The sequence below is a fragment of the Metabacillus sp. SLBN-84 genome, assembly GCF_053629595.1.
This window is the reverse complement of sequence record NZ_JBRJIP010000001.1, coordinates 3,628,497-3,644,752: the sequence shown is the minus strand read 5'-3', so window position 1 is coordinate 3,644,752 and position 16,256 is coordinate 3,628,497. Positions and strand designations below refer to the sequence as shown.

At 43.2% G+C, this 16,256-nt stretch carries 17 protein-coding genes and 2 pseudogenes; 12 read left to right on the top strand and 7 right to left on the bottom strand.

The genetic code is table 11. The features are described 5' to 3' along the window. Positions 1 to 537: 537 nt before the first annotated feature. The 4 genes from RKD52_RS18385 to RKD52_RS18370 form a co-directional block, all read right to left on the bottom strand. Positions 538 to 1,101, bottom strand: a complete 564-nt coding sequence (locus RKD52_RS18385; protein ID WP_454100856.1) for a DUF4256 domain-containing protein — start codon at positions 1,099 to 1,101, stop codon at positions 538 to 540. A gap of 108 nt (positions 1,102 to 1,209) precedes the next feature. Further along, complete coding sequence (locus RKD52_RS18380; protein WP_454100855.1) at positions 1,210 to 2,970, bottom strand: sensor histidine kinase; 1,761 nt, start codon at positions 2,968 to 2,970, stop codon at positions 1,210 to 1,212. Further along, a complete protein-coding gene (locus tag RKD52_RS18375) occupies positions 2,967 to 3,722 on the bottom strand; it encodes a response regulator transcription factor (RefSeq protein ID WP_369736164.1) in 756 nt (251 codons plus the stop codon). The genes RKD52_RS18380 and RKD52_RS18375 overlap by 4 nt, the downstream gene beginning before the upstream one ends. A 23-nt stretch (positions 3,723 to 3,745) precedes the next feature. Then, positions 3,746 to 3,922 carry a hypothetical protein gene (locus tag RKD52_RS18370; protein WP_454100854.1) on the bottom strand — a complete coding sequence of 59 codons (177 nt, stop codon included), beginning with the start codon at positions 3,920 to 3,922 and terminating at the stop codon, positions 3,746 to 3,748. A gap of 156 nt (positions 3,923 to 4,078) precedes the next feature. On the opposite strand from RKD52_RS18370, the gene RKD52_RS18365 reads away from it, so the two are divergent. From RKD52_RS18365 to RKD52_RS18345, 5 genes are all read left to right on the top strand, one after another. After that, positions 4,079 to 5,485 (top strand): spore germination protein, encoded by a 1,407-nt coding sequence (locus RKD52_RS18365; protein ID WP_454100853.1) that lies wholly within the window; start codon positions 4,079 to 4,081, stop codon positions 5,483 to 5,485. Beyond that, complete coding sequence (locus tag RKD52_RS18360) at positions 5,482 to 6,663, top strand: Ger(x)C family spore germination protein (RefSeq protein WP_454100852.1); 1,182 nt, start codon at positions 5,482 to 5,484, stop codon at positions 6,661 to 6,663. The genes RKD52_RS18365 and RKD52_RS18360 overlap by 4 nt, the downstream gene beginning before the upstream one ends. A 12-nt stretch (positions 6,664 to 6,675) precedes the next feature. After that, a complete protein-coding gene (locus tag RKD52_RS18355) occupies positions 6,676 to 7,797 on the top strand; it encodes a GerAB/ArcD/ProY family transporter (protein WP_454100851.1) in 1,122 nt (373 codons plus the stop codon). After that, on the top strand, positions 7,790 to 8,002 hold the full coding sequence (locus RKD52_RS18350) for a hypothetical protein (RefSeq protein ID WP_454100850.1): 213 nt from the start codon (positions 7,790 to 7,792) through the stop codon (positions 8,000 to 8,002). Before RKD52_RS18355 ends, RKD52_RS18350 begins: the two co-directional genes overlap by 8 nt. 65 nt (positions 8,003 to 8,067) lie before the next feature. After that, positions 8,068 to 8,493 (top strand): ferritin-like domain-containing protein, encoded by a 426-nt coding sequence (locus tag RKD52_RS18345; protein ID WP_454100849.1) that lies wholly within the window; start codon positions 8,068 to 8,070, stop codon positions 8,491 to 8,493. A gap of 106 nt (positions 8,494 to 8,599) precedes the next feature. On the opposite strand, the pseudogene RKD52_RS18340 reads toward RKD52_RS18345, so the two are convergent. Further along, a pseudogene (locus RKD52_RS18340) lies at positions 8,600 to 9,057 on the bottom strand (Lrp/AsnC family transcriptional regulator). Between the two features lie 120 nt (positions 9,058 to 9,177). Here RKD52_RS18340 and RKD52_RS18335 point away from each other — a divergent pair. Then, positions 9,178 to 9,606, top strand: coding sequence for a carboxymuconolactone decarboxylase family protein (locus RKD52_RS18335; RefSeq protein WP_454100848.1), 429 nt, complete (start codon positions 9,178 to 9,180; stop codon positions 9,604 to 9,606). 451 nt (positions 9,607 to 10,057) lie between these two features. Here the strand turns inward: RKD52_RS18335 and RKD52_RS18330 are convergent, their stop codons facing one another. Beyond that, entirely contained in the window at positions 10,058 to 10,825 is a 768-nt protein-coding gene (locus tag RKD52_RS18330; protein WP_454100847.1) for a carotenoid biosynthesis protein, read from the bottom strand. A 239-nt stretch (positions 10,826 to 11,064) separates the two neighbouring features. Between RKD52_RS18330 and RKD52_RS18325 the strand changes: the two genes are divergently transcribed. From RKD52_RS18325 to speE, 4 genes and pseudogenes are all read left to right on the top strand, one after another. Beyond that, complete coding sequence (locus RKD52_RS18325; RefSeq protein ID WP_454100846.1) at positions 11,065 to 11,628, top strand: TetR/AcrR family transcriptional regulator; 564 nt, start codon at positions 11,065 to 11,067, stop codon at positions 11,626 to 11,628. A gap of 18 nt (positions 11,629 to 11,646) precedes the next feature. Next, positions 11,647 to 11,979, top strand: a pseudogene (locus RKD52_RS18320) (DMT family transporter); the annotation flags it as partial. Positions 11,980 to 11,985: 6 nt separating this feature from the next. Further along, positions 11,986 to 12,300, top strand: coding sequence for a DMT family transporter (locus RKD52_RS18315; RefSeq protein WP_454101264.1), 315 nt, complete (start codon positions 11,986 to 11,988; stop codon positions 12,298 to 12,300). A gap of 16 nt (positions 12,301 to 12,316) precedes the next feature. Then, positions 12,317 to 13,150 (top strand): polyamine aminopropyltransferase, encoded by an 834-nt coding sequence (speE, locus tag RKD52_RS18310; protein WP_454100845.1) that lies wholly within the window; start codon positions 12,317 to 12,319, stop codon positions 13,148 to 13,150. A gap of 483 nt (positions 13,151 to 13,633) precedes the next feature. On the opposite strand, the gene RKD52_RS18305 is transcribed toward speE, so the two are convergent. Beyond that, positions 13,634 to 14,083: a hypothetical protein gene (locus tag RKD52_RS18305; protein ID WP_454100844.1), complete on the bottom strand. Its 450-nt coding sequence runs from the start codon at positions 14,081 to 14,083 to the stop codon at positions 13,634 to 13,636. 159 nt (positions 14,084 to 14,242) lie between these two features. Here RKD52_RS18305 and RKD52_RS18300 point away from each other — a divergent pair, with 159 nt between their 5' ends. Continuing rightward, the gene (locus tag RKD52_RS18300) at positions 14,243 to 15,070 is read left to right on the top strand and encodes an alpha/beta fold hydrolase (RefSeq protein WP_454100843.1); all 828 of its coding nucleotides are present in this window, start codon (positions 14,243 to 14,245) and stop codon (positions 15,068 to 15,070) included. Between the two features lie 121 nt (positions 15,071 to 15,191). Continuing rightward, on the top strand, positions 15,192 to 16,202 hold the full coding sequence (locus tag RKD52_RS18295; RefSeq protein ID WP_454100842.1) for a LacI family DNA-binding transcriptional regulator: 1,011 nt from the start codon (positions 15,192 to 15,194) through the stop codon (positions 16,200 to 16,202). The last annotated feature ends 54 nt before the right edge of the window (positions 16,203 to 16,256 follow it).

The following is a 16,256-nucleotide window of genomic DNA, read 5'->3' as shown; positions in this document are numbered from 1 at the left end:
TACCCTTTAAAACCGTAAAACGATTTGGAAGGATAAGAAAAGAACATTTACTCCCCACACTCCACATTGAAAAATGCTCCAAAGCTCGGATAAGAACATTTACTCCCCACACTCCACATTGAAAAATGCTCCAAAGCTCGGATAAGAACATTTACTCCCACCACTTCACACCGGAAAGTGCTCCAAAGCTCGGGATAGAACACTTACTCTCACCTCTCCACACCGGAAAGTGTTCCAAAGCTCGGATAAGAACATTTACTCCCACCACTCCACACCGAAAAATGCTCCAAAGCTCGGATAAGAACACTTACTCCCACCACTTCACACCGGAAAGTGTTGCAAACCTCGGATAAGAACATTTACTCCCCACACTCCACATTGAAAAATGCTCTAAAGCCCGGAATAGAACACTTACTCCCCGCATTCCACTCCAAAAACTATTCCAAAACTCGTAAACGAACCTCACCATTTTAAAAATCCAAACGCAAAAAAAGACCATCTTCACGCAAGATGGCCTTGATCATGTATTCTATCATCTCAAACCTTCAGCAAGCCGCGAAATCCTCTCGCAGCATAGTAGGAGTCTGCCCCGTTGTGGTACACGAAAACATGACCGTAGCGGTAATCGCAGAATAAGGCGCCGCCGAGATCGCGAATAGCAGCCGGTGTCTGGATCCAGCTTGATGTTTTTCTGTCGAAAGGACCAAGTTCCTGCAGGCTGCGGTACTGCTCTTCGTTCAATACTTCTATACCCATGGCAGCTGCAAGATCCATGATGCTGTTTTCTGGTTTGTTCTTTTTGCGTGCATCAAGGGCTTTGCGGTCATAACACAGACTTCTTCGGCCTGTTGGACTTTCAGCTGAGCAGTCACAGAAGTGGAACTCACCATCATCAAACCCAATCACATCGGGCTCTCCGCCTGTTCGTTCCATTTCATGCAGCGACCACATTTTTTCAGGGTTTGCAGTCAGCTTTGTCTGAACGGCTGTCCACTCCAGACCGGGATGCCTGTTCATGTTTTTCTCAAAACGTTCAGTAAGAACGTCAAGCAGCGTACTTTCTTCTTCTTGCGACAATTTCTTATTCACTGTCTCTGCCATACGGTTTCCTCCTTAATGAGTTCCTGTTTTCAGCTTACAGCAAAAGGACAGGAGAAGTAAATTTTCATTCAAAAAAACACGCCGTTTAAAAAACAGCGTGCCAGCATATTACCAGTCCTGCTCCTCTTTTTTCTTATCAGGAGACAGCGGAAATTCAAGATGAATCACAGTCCCTTTGCCAGTTTCGCTCCAAACGCTGATTGTGCCGTTGTGTGCGTGGACGAGCTGTTTGGCAATGGCAAGGCCGAGGCCTGTGCCTTTGGTGGATTCTTCTGTGTTGGTTCCCCTGAAATAGCGGTCAAACAAATTGTTCCGGGTGGCCTCATCCATCCCGACTCCTGTATCTTTTATCAAGATGGAGAAGGAATCGTCTCCTTTTTTCAGGGAGATTTCCACTTCTGTTGAGGGAGGATTATGTTTAAAGGCATTGGCGGCAAGGTTTTCAATAATGCGGTGAAACCACCGTTTGTCGATCGGGTAAAAAATCTCTTCTTCTGAGGAACGGTAATCGATCTCGCGGTCCTGATACATCGGATCGTTCAGGAAATGCACGATGGATCTTCTGATCGTCTCATTCATTTCCTGTTCTTTGATTTCAAGAGGCAGGGCATTGTTTTTCAGTCTGTACGTCAGATTAAAATCTTCAATCAGGGATGTCATGTAGCTTGCTTTGTCTTTCATAATGCCAGCAAACTCCCGGACTTCCTCTTTTGACCAGTCATATTGCTGTGATTCCAGCATATACGCATATCCGTAGAGCGAGCTCAGCGGTGTTTTTAAATCATGGGAAAGGCCGGTAATCCAGTCTTCTCTCTTTTCATCCATCATCGCTCTGTCTTTGTCTTTCTGTATGAGATTAGAGGTCAGGACGTTCAGTGAGTAAATAATGTCATGATAGATTTTAAATGATTTCCTAAGCTTTCCGTTTTGCTTGGAGCTTGCCCGGATGCCCTGTTTGGTCAGAGGCTCGGCGTATTTGCCGGTCGCCAGGTTTTCAAGCCAGAGAATGATATGAAGGAGCGGTTTGCCCAGTTTATTTGAATACCAGAAGGAAATCAGGAAAAACAAAACAGCCGTAATAAGAATAAAGACAACCATCCACTTCAGAAGTGAAGTCATAAGAGAATTGTCGTACTGCTCATCCGGGAAATATTCTTTATTCGGCGAACCGATAATGTATTTGAATCCGGTTGAAGGATCGGCATAGGTTGAATAGGACGTCTTGTGGTTCCACGGTTCTTTTTTATTGGCCATCACTTCAAAATAGCGAGGAAGCTTCTTGCCTTTGTCATTATAGGAATAAATCAGATTGGACTGTGAATCATAGACGGCGAGCCATGCTTTTTTGCTTGAAAACAGGGTGCGCACTTCTTCTGCGAGATCAGGTTTTCCATCTGCAGGGATGCCGCCTTCCACAAGCTTTGTCATCAGGTGTGCATTTGCGGAGTGTTTGCCGTAAAGAACAATGTACGATTCTTTCTCCTGGTTAAGTACCCAGTAGGTCTGGTCATAATGAAATGCTTTGTCAATGTCATCAAAGAAGTTCTTCAAAGAATAGGATGCCGGCACGTTCTCGGGTGTTAAATACGAGTAAACAACCTTGCCTTTTTCATTGATGACCTGCAGCCAGCCGTTCTGGTTTTTAATGGCGTTTTTGGCAGAGTCGTCAAGAGCAATGTCATTTTCTGATGTTTCAAAGATATCCCCGATGTACAGGGGGTCCATCCGTTTTACATCTTTTTCAAGCATGTTTTTAAAATCCTGCGTGATCAAAACCGCCAATGAAATTCCGACAAGGGTCATAAACATAAGAAACCATACAATCATATGAAAAATAAAAAAACGGGTCAGCTTTCCTTTTAAATTCATTGTCTTCGCCCATCATCAACAAATTTATAGCCAAGTCCCCGGATTGTTTTTATGTAGGAGGGCTGGCTTGGATTTTTTTCGATTTTCTCACGGAGCTTGCGAATATGCACCATGACGGTATTGTCATCGACCATATAATGCTCGTTCCAGACATTTTCATAGAGCTGATGCTTTGTAAAAACCCGGTTGGGGTGCTTGCAGAAAAAAATCAGCAGCTGAAAAAGCTGGGCGGAACAGTCAACAGGCTTTTGGTCTACGAACAGTTCTGCCGATGACACATTGACTGTGAAGCGGTCATATTCATAGATTTCCTCAATAGCTGTTTTCTTTGCGGTCTGCGGCATTGTACGTTTTAAAAGAGCTTTAGCGCGGGCTGCAACCTCAAGAGGATTGAACGGTTTTGTAATGTAATCATCTGCGCCGTAGGCAAAGCCGGAAAGTTTATCAAGGTCACTGCTCTTTGCGCTGAGGAACACAATCGGCGTGTTCGTTTTCTGTTTGATGAGCGGGCATAAATCAAATCCGCTGATATCAGGCAGCATGATATCAAGTACAATCAAATCATATTCCTTTGTTTCAACGGCCTGAAGGGCAGCTGCGCCTGACAGGCATTCATCTATATGTGAAAATCCTTCTTTTTGCATAACGGTCCGGACGAGCTTTAGTATTGCTTCTTCATCGTCCACCAATAATATTTTGCAGTTCTGAAACAACGCATGTCCCCCTTTCTTTCTCTCATTACCATAATGCATTACCGGGTGTTTGTTAAGAAAAATTATTTGGCAGGCGTTTTTCTTTTTTCAGCAGCCGAGAAAAGGAACTGTCCCAGGAGTGCTGCGATAAAGACGGAGGCAACCCACCAGTAATATTCGTTTACAAATGACAATCCAACATGTCTTGAAATCAAAAGCAGACAAGCTGCAGTCGATACCCACCACAAAATTTTCTTCAAGATATCCAGCTCCTCATCCATTTTCATACAGTCTAGCACTCCAAGCTTTCTCTCTCGTTATGAAAACCTTAAAGTTCTCTTAATTGTTAAAAACAGGATATACATACATAACTTAGTCGAAAAAACACATACTAACGAAAAAAATGCGGTGGTTACATGACCATAAAAGAAGGGTCCATTTCGAGCGTTTTAAAAGAAAACATGGATTATATCGAGTCATTTGCCAAAATCAACGCTGACTTGATCATCCACAGAATTCAATCGTTCCAGCATTCCGGCATCAGCGGGGTCATGCTCAGGATCGAGGGCATTTCCGATGATCTTAAAGTGTATGAATTTATGCTGAAGCCGCTGATTGATTCGCTTGCTGCGAAACAAAAGTACGCATCGGCTGAATTTGTGAAAGAACTGAAGGAGTCGATTCTTGCCATTGATTCCATCAATATCGAAACGAAGTGGGAGAACATCATGCAGGAGCTTCTGAGCGGAAACACAGTCCTGCTGTTTGATCAAATTGCACTCGGTTTAACGGCGGCAACTGCAGGAGGGGATAAGCGGGAAATTTCCGAACCTACCTCCCAAACGGTTATCCGGGGGCCGAAAGACAGTTTTATAGAAGAGATCCGGGTGAATACATCCTTAATCAGAAAACGGCTTAAAAGTGCAGAGCTGTCCCTTGAAAAGCTTGAAGAAGGGAAGTACTCCCATACGAATGTGGAGCTGATGTATTTAAAGGATAAAGTGGATCAAAAAGCGTTGAAGTCTCTAAAAGAAAAACTGGAGATGAAAGATCCCAATATTATTATTGAGTCTGCGTATATTGAAAAGATGATTCAGAACAAGCAGATTACTCCCTTTCCTGTCATCAGCCACACAGAGAGGCCGGATGAAATAGTCACAAATCTTATGGAGGGGAGAATTGCAATATTCGTGGACGGAACGCCGTTTGTTTTATACTGTCCAGTCGAATTCAGAAGCTTTTTCCAAACGACAGAAGATTATTTTCAGCAGTTCAACATCGATAAAATTATGCAGGGCCTTCGCTACTTCGCTTTTTTCCTGTCCCTGTTTGCACCGTCTTTTTATATTGGTCTCGTTACCCACCATCAGGCCCTGATTCCAAACAGCCTGCTGCTTAGCCTTTATGCACAGAGAGAGGGAATTCCATTTCCATCTTTGATTGAAGCGCTCTTCATGGAAACCACCTTTGAGATTTTGCGGGAGGCAGGGATCCGGATGCCAAGAGCCATTGGCCAGGCGGTATCAATTGTCGGCGCGCTTGTTATCGGCCAGACAGCTGTTGAAGCGGGTCTTGTGTCTACTGCGGTTGTCATTGTTGTATCAATTACGGCCATTTCAAGCTTTACAACGCCAAATTACAGCCTGGCTACTACCGCAAGGCTGCTGCGTTTTATCTTTATGTTTGTTTCTTATTTTCTCGGATTCTACGGCCTGCTTCTTGCCATGATGGTCCTCTTTGGGCATTTGATGAGCTTGAAATCACTCGATAAGCCGTATTTTACCTACCAATCATCCAAAAAAGTCGGGAAGAATGTTCTATGAAAAAGGTGATGATCTTGTTCTGCTGTCTGTTGCTGCTGACAAGCTGCGGAACCCAGCGGGAACTGAATGAGCTTGCCCTCATTCTATCATTGGGAGTGGATGTGCACGAGGACACAGGGTATCAGGTGACCCTGCAGATTGCTGATCCCAGCGAAATTATTTCAATAACGGGGGCAACGAGCGGCACTTCTTCCATTCCGATTGTTAACTACACAGGTGTCGGGCCAACTTTTATTGAAGCACTCGAGAATGCGGCAAGACAAGTATCCCGGACAGCCTTTTATACACATATGGCCCTGATTGTAGTAGGACAGGATCTTGCAGAAAGAGGGATTTTTCCGGTACTTGATATCCTTGAACGTGAAACGGAGATCCGCGAAAACGTTCCAATTGTTGTCGCCAAACAAGAATCCGCTTTCCACATCCTGAATTCACTGACCATGATCAACAAGCTTCCTGCTTATTCCATAAAGGGGAAGCTTAAAATGAACGAAGAAGGCTTTGGAAATACGATGACGGTCACCATCAAAGATTTTCTCGTGAAAAAAGACAGCGAAGCTTCGTTTCCGATCATCAGCGGCGTCATCTCTCCTCACTATACCGAAAAAACGTCAACTAAGGAAAATCTGGAGCAGGCAGCACCTAAATCGAGTCTTGTGTCAGGACTTGCCGTTTTTGACCACGGCGGCAAATTTCTGTATTGGTTGGAAGATGAGCATAAGCGCAGTGTCCTGTTTTTTGAGAACCGGATTCAGCATACGTTTGTGATGCTTCCTTGTGATGAAGAAAACCAAACCGCCATTAAAGTCATCTATGCAAAAACGAAGAAAGAAACAGCGGTTGAAAAAGGGAAGGCAAAACTGAACATCTCCATCAAAGCCGAGGGAGAGATTGACGGTCTGGGCTGCCCGAATAAGGAGATGACTAAAAAACAAATCATATCAGGCTATGAAAAAGAATTTGAGAAAAAATTGAAGGAAGAAATCGAGGCTGCGGTAAAAGAGGCTCAGGAACAGGAGACAGACATATACGGGTTCAACGATGTGCTATACAGAAGCAAACCGGATCAATGGAAGCGTGTAAAGCATTCCTGGTCAGAACTTTTCTCCGGGGCGGAAGTCCGTGTGAAAGCAGAAGCGGAAATTAAGCGTACAGGCAACATTACAAATTCAAACTAAAGGATCGATACTATGCAAAGGCCTTCGATTACAGCCAATCAGCTGCTCGTTACCATTTTTATATTTGAAATCGGAAGCGCCATCTTGCTTGATGCTGCGAAGGGAGCCAAGCAGGATGCGTGGATTGCGATTCTTCTTGGCTTTACTTTGTCCATACCGGTCATTGTCCTTTACCTGGTCCTTATGAAAAAAAATCCCGAACTGACCTTGTCAAACCAGCTGAAAAAGGGCTTTGGGAAATATGCGGGCATCGTTTTCAGTTTTGCCTATATGATTTATTTTCTGTACATATCCGCAAGGGTTCTCAGAGATTTCGGGGAGCTCCTGATCATTTCCGCTTATAATGATACATCCATGATTGTGATCAACAGTTTTATGATCCTGTGCGTCATTTACTTTTCCTTAAAGTCGTTTCAAGTAGTGGCTAAACTCAACATCATTTTGTTCGTCCTCATTTGGGCGCCGTTTGTCGTGATTATCCTCTTTGAAGTTCTATCGCAGCTTGTGCATCTTGACTATGTAAAGCCTGTGCTAGGAAACGGATGGATGCCTGTCTGGCATGCAGCGTTTCCGACTGTTTTAACATTTCCGTACGGAGAAATGGTTGTTTTCTTAATGATTTATCCGCTTCTCGACAAAAAACAGAAGGCGGTCAAAATGACGTTTGTATCCCTTCTCCTTGTGACATTCGTTTTAACTACGACAGCGTTTCTGCATGTAGCCATTCTTGGGCCTGAGATGGTTGAAAGATCGATGTTTCCAATCCTTACATCCGTATCGCTTGTCAGCATTTCCGATTTCATCGAGAGACTGGATTCGTTCGTCGTCATCCTGATGATCGTCACAGGCTTCATGAAGGTATATATCTTCTTTTACGGAGCAACGAGAATTGCCGAGGAGACGATGCCCTCACTGACGATGAAGCAAATATCGCTGACATTCGGGATTTTCGTCATCCTCCTTTCCGTGCTGATTGCGCCGGATTATATCGAGCACATAGAGGAGGGAATCAGGGTCGTGCCATATTACCTTCATCTCCCGTTTCAGATTGGACTTCCGGTCTTGCTGCTTGCCTCTCTTTTGATAAAGGATTTCCTTGCAAAGCGCCAGGCGGCAGGTGGCAAAAGTGGTTAAAACAATCATTTTCGGCGTGCTCAGCTTCTGCGGATTATTCGGAATGGCCATTGGACTGGATCTGCTGCAGGGTATAGACCTGACTGATTTTTTAAAAGAGGCCAAATTTTACTTTGGGACATTGAAGCTTGATGATTATTTTTCACTCTCCCTCTGGGCGGCCATCATCGGCATCTACCTCTACAAAGTGCCGAACGATCTTTGACAGGCATAATCCCCCATCTGAAAAATATATTATGAACAGTGACCTTCTAAGGGGGAGAGGGAGTTATGTATTACTACGATTATTACAGGCAGAATCAAGATGAAATCAAAAATATCGCTAAAGCGCTTGAAGGAGAATACAATGCCATCCAGTGCTATGAGAAGCTTGCCATCCAGGCAAAATCACCTGAAGAGAAAAAGACAATTCAGGAAATCAGGCAGGATGAGGCAAAACACTATCAGACCTTTGCAGGCATCTATCAAAGTCTGACAGGACAGCCGTACAGTCCGAAACAGACGGAAGAATGCCCGGCAGATTACCTTTCAGGACTGACCGCTGGGATTAAAGATGAACAGGAAACAGTCGATTTTTACCTGACAATCTCAGACAGCGGCAGCACTCCATATATTAAAGAAGCATTCAAACGGGCCGCTTTAGATGAGCAGAATCATGCTGTCTGGTTTCTCTATTTTCTTGTGCAGAATAAATAAAAAAAGCAGCAGGGTAATTTTACACCTGCTGTTTTTTGTTATTAAAAGATTTAAAACGATTTTAAAAGGTAACATTTAAAAAGAATGGGCTGAAAACTGGTTAAGACTACTGCCCGTTTATTTCGTTTGAATCGAATTTTATTTCTGTCTGAATCTGTGAAAAAATGAAATGGGTTACAGTAGTCACATAAGGACTTACAGCCTCGATAAATTCTTCTGCTTTAGCAAAAGTGTCAAATTGTAACTTCATGATATAACAGGCGTTTCCGGCGATCCGATAACAAAAAATTCCACATTCGGCAGACCCTCAATATACTTCCTGAAAGAATGATAGTCTCCATTTTTCACCGTTGCTTCAATGAAACATCGTATAGGAAGGCCTAATTTCTCATAATCCACTTCTACCGTATACTTTTTTATTATTCCAAATGACTCCATTTGTCTTACACGTTCTGTTACAGAAGGAGATGATAAATTAATTCTTCTTCCAAGTTCACTCATCGATAAGCGACTATTTTTACTTAATTCATCTATTATTTTGCGATCTATTGAATCGATTTTCATATTTAAAGAAAAACCTCCGATTTATTTAGAAAATTAATTTTATTGCGGAGAACTCGTTTCATATTTAATGTTGTTAGAAAAATAATTTAGATAAGATTAATATACAAGGAGGAGTTGAGTATGGCAAGAATTGTTGAATCAGCATTTGGAAAGACCCCTTTTCAAAAGCTTTTAGGACACAACAAAGAGGTAATGGATGAATGGACGAAACTTGGCGAAGTGTTAGAAGAAAGAGGGAGACTTTCTCCTCAGCTAAAAGAGCAAGTAAGGAGAACTTTAGCTCAGAATACTGGCTGTATGTATTGTAAAGCAAAAGGGAAACCCGAACCCCATTTATTTAATGAAAAAATATCTGTTGCAGTTGGTTTTGCGGAAGTGTTTGTGAAACAAAAAGGAGATGTTTCTGATGCAGCTTTTGCAATTTTGACAGAACATCTTTCTCACCCGGAAATTAGTGAGCTTTGCGCCTTTATTTCGTTTACTGCCGCTTCACAGTATTTTGGTTCAGTTTTAGCATTAGAGGCTGATTTGGAGAGAATCCAGGGATGAAGGGTTTTCGAAGTGCATGGAGAGAAGCTTTCTATGACATAGTCAAATCGCTTATATTATACAAATGATACAAAATATTTTATTTAAACCATTCCTTCGTCTTTGATGAGCAAGGGATAAACTTATGCTTGCTTCAGCAATAAAATCAGTCTAAAAGAAGCATGAGTGGTAGTGCGGCATTCATTAAAAAATAGACCATTGGGGGGGCATAATCAAAGATGCTCGCCCCCTCTTACATAATCAGATTTATTTTCACGGACAGACAGGCAGAATCAGCTCTGGGCCTGGGAATTTCTTATTTAGCATATATAAAAGTAAGAGCAAAAATGAGCTTCAAGGCCTTTAAGATAGTGAAAAAGGAACTAAGCCTGCGCCGCATCAAGTAATTATAGATGAAAAGGGTTCAAGCATTTATAAGATGCACACAGCCTTAAAAACTTTTCTACAGCTTTTACCCACGCATGCCTATGCGCCGTTTTCTTAAGAAAAGATAGCATATGCTTGACGATAGGCCAACAGCCAAAACGCCGTACAGTCCGGAAATAAACGCTGTAAAACTAAAAAGGATATGCAGCATTAGGAACAAGTACTGATTATTTCTCTCTAATTCCACTATTGTAGCTTTCTCCTCGAACCTTGATATGACAGCTGCAAATAAAAGTGCAGTCAGATACCATCCCAGGAAATTCTGGGAGGGAATATCATAATACAAACCACCTTCAGCCCAAATCCAATAGGACTTAACGTTGGCAGCGACCGGATCGATGGCTAAGTCCAGCCATACCGCGAAAAGAGGAACCAGTATAATGGTCCGGTGAGGAAACGAGAATAATTTAGAAAATGCCAGACTGGCACCAATGACTGACAGCCACGCTGGCCCCATCGTAATGGGGACACCCAAAAACATCAGTCCAAAATCCGCCTCATACGTGTATTCACCGAATATAAGTCCGGTATGAGTACCCAGTGATTCAATGGCTATGGATCCAAAGAAAATAAACGGAATAATGAACCGCCCTTTCGGCAGCACGTTCCATAAATAGCAGGAAGCATACAAACCAGAAGCAAATAAGAAGACCGTATTTGCCCATTCAAGCCAAGGCGGTAAAATCGAAAAGCCGACTAGAATCAGCCCGATGAAAAACCAAACGCTAAAGAAATACCACAAATATTTCTGAAATACGAACATCCCATTCATCCTCACTTGATTGTCTTTCATCCTTCAACCCCCAATCATTTCTTTTTCTATTTTCCCTTTTCTTACTATTCAGCATGTCAAATGAATCGTCAAACTGTCAAATTTATCACCGGCCAAATGTGTTCTCTGTAAGCGTGTAAAACGAAACGTTCATAAACGCCTTTGTGTGTACCTTTATCGAGGAGAGAATGCCTACCTTTGACATTTATGAATAAACTGACTAAAATAAACTTACGAACGTTCGTAAGGGAGCGATGTGAGTGAAGTCTGAACAATTAAAAGAAATTGCCCTAAAGCAATTTGCCCTTCATGGGTATCAAGGAGCTTCTCTCGCTGCTATAGCAGAAAAAGCGGGCATTAAAAAACAATCTATCTATTCGCATTTCAAAAGCAAGGAAGATCTTTTCATCCAAACATTTTACGATTCAGTCCAAAAAGAATTGGACTTTATTGAAAAATATTTGATGGGCAGTGAAAGCTCAATCAGGGACAGGCTGAATCAATTCCTTTCAAATTATCTTAATCGTTATGGGGAAAATTCAAATATGAAGTTCTTTTTGAGGACGTCGTTTTTTCCGCCTGTTGAGCTGGAAGAGTCAGTAAAAGAGGGCACTGAGAGATATATCACGGGATTAGAGTCTCTTTTTTATCAGCTTTTTGAAAAGTATGGACCCTTTCAAGGAGAGATAACATGTGAAAAAGCTGCAGTTACTTATCTGACAATCCTGGACGGGCTCCTGGTTGAATTGCTGTACGGACGCTCTGAACGTCTTGAAAAACGTTTGGAGCATTCGCTGGAAGTATTTTGGCGAGGTATTTATTAATGAAAAGGAGTGGTAATCATGAACAAAGCATGGTCATTCGTTTTGCTCGGTTCCCTTTTTGAGGTAGGCTGGGTTATCGGATTGAAACATTCATCAGATGTTCTTACATGGACTGCAACAATCGCAGCAATCGTACTGTCATTCGGTTTTCTGATTAAAGCGACTCAAATGTCCCTTCCGGTAGGGACCGCCTACGCTGTATTCGCCGGGCTTGGAACAACCGGTACTGTCATTGCAGAAATGGCCTTCTTTGATGTGCCTTTTCAAATGGCAAAAGTGCTTTTGATACTTGTTCTTCTAATCGGGGTTGTAGGGCTGAAGCTTGTGACAGGAAATAGCCAGGAACAGGGAGGCGTAATGGGATGGATCTTTCTTATTGTTGCCGGGATTTTTGAAGTCATCGGTGTGACAGGATTAAATTTAATCAATAAGAAAAAAAGTGTCTTTTCATATCTTGTCTTTGTTGTCGGACTGGCATGCAGCTTCATGTTTTTAAGTTTATCGATGCAGACTCTTCCTATGGGTACTGCCTACGCGATCTGGACCGGAATCGGCACCGTGGGGTCCGGATTGGTCGGAATACTATTCTACGGAGAATCAAAGAGCGTGCTGAGGATTGTTTTCATGGCCATGGTGTTGAGCGCGGCCATCGGGTTGAAGTTAATTAGTTAAATGGGAGTTGTAGAGAATGTCATTATGGTTTACAGAGAAACAAACGAAGTCTTTTGGAATTACAGGAAAAGTGCGCCGGACGCTTGAGAGTGAGCAAACGGATTTTCAGCAGCTGGATATGCTTGAAACAGAAGAGTTCGGTAACATGCTTTTACTGGATAGAATGGTGATGACGTCAGAAAAAGACGAATTCGTCTATCATGAGATGATTGTGCATGTCCCATTAAACACCCACCCTTCTCCAAAAAAAGTGCTGGTTGTAGGAGGAGGAGATGGCGGTACAATTAGAGAGGTCTTAAAGCATCCAGGTGTTGAGAGTGTCATGCAAGTAGAGATTGATGGCAAGGTCGTGGAATACTCCAAAAAACATCTTCCATCGATTTCTTCAAGCTACGGGGATTCCAGGGCAAAATTGCTGATTGGGGACGGCTTCGAGCACATCATCAAGAGTGAAAACGTCTATGATGTCATATTGGTCGATTCCACTGAGCCGGTTGGACCGGCGGCAGGATTATTCACAAAAGGATTTTATGCAGGTATCGCCAAGGCGCTGAAAAACGATGGAATGTTTGTGGCTCAGACAGACAACCCCTGGTTCAAATCGGACTTGATCAAAAATGTCATGAAGGATGCCGGCGAAGTATTTCCCATCACTCGCCTTTACACATGTAACATCCCGACATATCCAAGCGGCATGTGGACATTTACACTGGGATCCAAAAAATATGATCCCTTGGAAGTGTCAGTGGAAAGGATCAGGGATATAGATACGAAGTATTATACTCCGGAGCTTCATCATGCCAGTTTTGTTCTGCCTATGTTTGTGAAACAGCTTATTGATTCTGAATAGAGTTTCAGTTGAGGGAAAGTTCATAATGCTAAATTAGCAGGTTAAATTGTATATGAATTTAACCTGCATTTTTATTAAAGCAAAGTTTACTTTTGCTGAGTTTGGTAAATGTGGGGATTGATGGTGCTTGTTTGCTGAACATTACAGCACCAGTGGATTGAAGCGGAAGGCACTTGACTCCTTGTCCAGCTGCAGCGCTCAGGCTCCTCTGTCAGAACAAAATCCCCCACAAAGTCAAACCCGGACTTTTCGGGTGATTTCTTATCTGACTGCCGGAGCAAAACGAGCGCTTCCGCTTTTCTACGGGATGAAGAGGGCACTGAAGATCCCGCAAGCGCAGCGAGGAAGCTTCAGGCACTCCCCGCGGAAAGCAAGTGACTGGAGCGGAAAGGAACGGGTAATTGATGATGATTGATGTGTTGCTCGTGTTAGTTTGCAGGTTGCACCACTCAACCGACCCCGTTAGACATTCAGCCGGATTTTTTATTTCAGCTCATACTCAACTTTACTGTAAAGTCTTGTGCCATTATGAAGGCCAAGTTCTTTTTCCTGTTTTTCATTCAGGCCGCTGATGCTGACGACGATTTCGTCGCCGCGGAGGGAAATGGTCCCTTCGACAGGTTTGTCCAGAGCAGGATCTTCAATCGTAAACGGGCCATCGCCATTGCCGCGGATGGTCGTTTTTGTTTTGTGCTCCTTGAGAATTTTGCGGTCCTTCGATTTTAAACCGAGAGTCAGTTCAGCAAGCTGGCCTTCATCTTCAGGGAAGTTCACAATCAGAAAATTCCCCTCATCCTTTACTTTTACTCTGTCGACCCATGTTCCATTATAAATGCTCTGCATGCTGTATTCTTCATTATTCATCTGCGGGCGGTTGCAGGCAGACAAAATCATAAAAGCCATAATCAGCAAAGCTGCAGTCCGTTTTTTCATAGCAAATACCTTCCTCTTTTAAATCTTTCTTTTATTATCGCCTAAAACAGGCGAAAGAAGCAAAAGATAGTGGTTGGCGTCAGGATGAACCTTCCAGTTTATGCGCATGAAGCCTGGGGTATATTTTAATCTTACAGCAAGGTTAAGAAAGGACTTTTTATGACTTCAAAAAAAAATATCGCTTTATTCGCAGCAGCAGCCATTCTTTCAACAATCCTGATCATTCAGGCGCTGGGTCCGGACGAGCCGACCCGGGCAAGCGAAGAACAGACGCCCACCGTCTTTATACACGGATACAGAGGAACCATTAATTCATTTGAAGGCATGCTGGACCGCTTTCAGTCAGACTATGAATGGGGCGAAAAAACACATATCTGCACATCCAAAAAAGGGACTGCGGCATGTACACCACTGAACATCACAAAAGCTGAACGCCCTATGATACAGGTGTACTTCGAGGATAACGACGCCGATTTTGAAAATACGAGTGTTGAGCTCGGGAACATCATGAAGCTGCTGAAGGAAGAATACGGCTATGACAAGGTCAACATTGTCGCTCATTCTATGGGAGGCCTTGTTTCAGTCAATTATATTCAGGAAACAAAGCAGGAAAAAGAATTTCCGAAAGTTGAAAAGCTTGTGACCATTGGAACGCCGTTTAAAGGCATAGAAAGGCAAGTGTTTGAAAAACGGTACCACGAGAAAGAACACGATCTGATTGCAGATTCCAAAGCCCTGCAGGAGCTCTATGCAGAGGAAAATGCCTTCGATCCCCGCACTAAGGTTTATTCACTGGCAGGAAAAATCAGTGAAAAAGAAGATGGCGACGGACTTGTCTCTGTTCAAAGTGCTACAGCCTTCGGCGATTATCTTTCAAAGAGCCAGTACCGCGAGCATGTTGTCGTTTCAAAAAAAGCCACTCATAATGGCCTCCATGAAAACAAACAGGTAGACGCGGAAGTCGGCCAGTTTTTATGGGAGCAATAAGAGTCCTTTCGGGGGCTCTTATTTATTTGGTCAAAAAAGTATTGAAAATGCTTTCATTTGGTGGTACGATCATTTTACGAAAACGTTTACTCATACGCCAGAGCGGGAGAGAAGGTGGGAAATGGCTTACACCATAAAGGATGTTGCAAAGAAGGCAAATGTCTCAATTGCAACCGTATCCAGAATTCTCAACAATCAGAAGGGCTATTCCGAACAGACTAAGAAAAAAGTCCTGAAAGCCATTGAGGAGCTTGATTATCATCCAAATGCGATTGCAAGAGGGCTGATCAACAAAAAAACCTCAACCATCGGCGTTCTTTTTCCCGCGCTCTCAAGCATGCTTGCTACAGAGCTGCTGGCCGGCATTGAGAAGACTGCACATGAGCTTGGATCGAGTGTGATTGTCTGCCACACGGAATCAAACGGCTTAAAAACGATGAAATATCTGCACCTGCTGAATGAGAAACGCGTAGACGGCATTATTTTTACAAGTGAAATTTTAAAAGAAGAATACTACGAGTTTATTCAGAAGATGAATATTCCGCTCGTGCTCCTCTCTACAGAATCGCGGGCATATCCCGTGCCGTATGTGAAAGTGGATGACAGGCGTGCGGCCTATGCGGCTGTGCAGTACTTGATTAAACAAGGCCATAAACGGATCGGAATGATCAGCGGCAACGATCAGGACCTGATTGCAGGGAAGCCGAGGATTAAAGGTTACCTGGATGCCATGAGCGATTACGAGCTTCCCGCTGATGACAGCTTTATTGCACGAATGAGAGGGTTTACGTTCTCAGACGGAACAGAAGGGCTGAAACTGCTGAAGAAGCAGCTTCCTGATGTAACAGCTGTTTTTGCAGCGAGCGACGATATCGCGGTGGGGGCGATTTCTTCCGCCTACCGGCTTGGCATACGGGTTCCGGACGATCTTTCCATTATCGGCTATGACAACCTGAAGATCGCAGATATGACGATTCCGCCTCTTACGTCGGTTGCCCAGCCATTTTATGAAATGGGGGAAAAAGCGGCTCAAATGATTTTTGATTTGATGGATGGCGATGAAATGATTGAAAGCCGGATCATGCCGCATTCAATTGCTGAGAGAAACAGCGTGTTGAAATTGAGGAGCTAGCTTTCTTCTCTTTTTTACACTTTACGTAAACGTTTACGTTTCTTTTTTTAGAAG